1 pseudogene is annotated in these 1,400 nt (G+C 40.6%); it reads right to left on the bottom strand.

What is annotated here, in order from left to right:
- Positions 1 to 1,259 (bottom strand): annotated as a pseudogene (gene hmw1A, locus HMPREF2644_RS09010) (adhesin Hmw1A); the annotation flags it as partial.
- Positions 1,260 to 1,400: the final 141 nt, after the last annotated feature.

Consider the following 1,400-nt stretch of genomic DNA (forward strand, 5'->3'; position numbering starts at 1 on the left):
GTCTCCACAAAACCACCAGTTTTAGCGATATCACCACTACCTTGAGCGTTAATATTGCCGTCAATTAACGCAATATCGCCCCATACAATAGCACGCCCGCCTTTTTCTTTGCCTGATACATTAATTGTTGAGCCTTTTTCTAAAGAGGTTTTCTTTGCTAATTGAATGCCGTTTTTACCTTCGCCGCGCTCGTCACCGCCAAGATAAGTTTCTCCTCCTTCTTTACCTGAAAGGTCGATAACTGCACCTGTTTTTAATGTGACTTTGTCGCCTGTAATCATCAACTTACCACCTTTGGCTTGTTGATTTTGAGCGGAAATCACACCGCCAATCTCCGCTTCACCTTCTTTGGCGGAAAGAACAATGTTACCGCTTTTATCTTTACTTACAGAATCAGCAGAAAGTTTACCTTTATTGCGAATATTGGCAGCACGGACATTGATATTACCGCCTTTAGCAAAGATATCACCTAAATTGATTGCTTCATTTTCAGGTGCAGCAATGCTGTAAGTAATGGTTGGGTTTATTATATCGCTGATGGTAATTTTTTGCCCTGCAAGTAAAGAAATGCTACCGCCATTTACGCTAATTACACCCTCATTTTTTACTTTGCCACCAATAAGGTTTACGCTACCGTCTTTACCAACGGTAATTAAACCGTGATTCACAATTTCAGCGAGCGCTTTATCCTTGGTTTGCTCAAGGGTGAAATTACGCGCCTTGATGTTTTCGTTGGAAATGTCTAGCGTAGAAGCAGTAAAGCCATTGGTGTTAATAATTGCGTCTTTACCTATTGTGATACCATTTGGGTTGATTAAAAAGACCTGTCCGTTAGAATCTAAAATCCCTTTTAATTGGGAGATTTGGTCAGATGTAACACGGTTGAATACGGCAGAGTTGTTGCTTTCTTGTAAAAACTGCACCATTTCATTTTGGTCAATGTTAAATTGTTTCCAGTTAATAATTGCATTGACGCTATTACGGATGGTGGTTTTATTGCCGTCTACTTGCATAGTGGCTGTGCCGTGTACTACATCCATTCCTTGCAAGCCGCTTGCTAAAACAGATTGTGGAATAGATGTTACACCTAAAGATAGTAACATAGCGGAAAGTGGCTTTAACGCTAAGTGGCGTACTTTCGTACGAACAGGTTTTTCACTGCCTTTTTCTGTGGAATGGTCACAACCCCGTGTCAATTCAGACACAGCAACCAAAGCATTCAGGCGTTTGCTGAATTTGAGACGATATATCTTGTTCATATTTTCTCCTAAGGTTAGTTGAACAATTAAATTACTTTATCATTTGCGTTCGCTCAGCTCCCTCTTCATTCTTGCCCCTCCCTCCCTTCCCTCGGTTCATCATTTCATGTGAAAGATGAAAGATGAAAGATGAAAGATGAA

This window comes from Haemophilus sp. HMSC071C11 (assembly GCF_001837655.1).
Lineage (GTDB): Bacteria > Pseudomonadota > Gammaproteobacteria > Enterobacterales > Pasteurellaceae > Haemophilus > Haemophilus influenzae.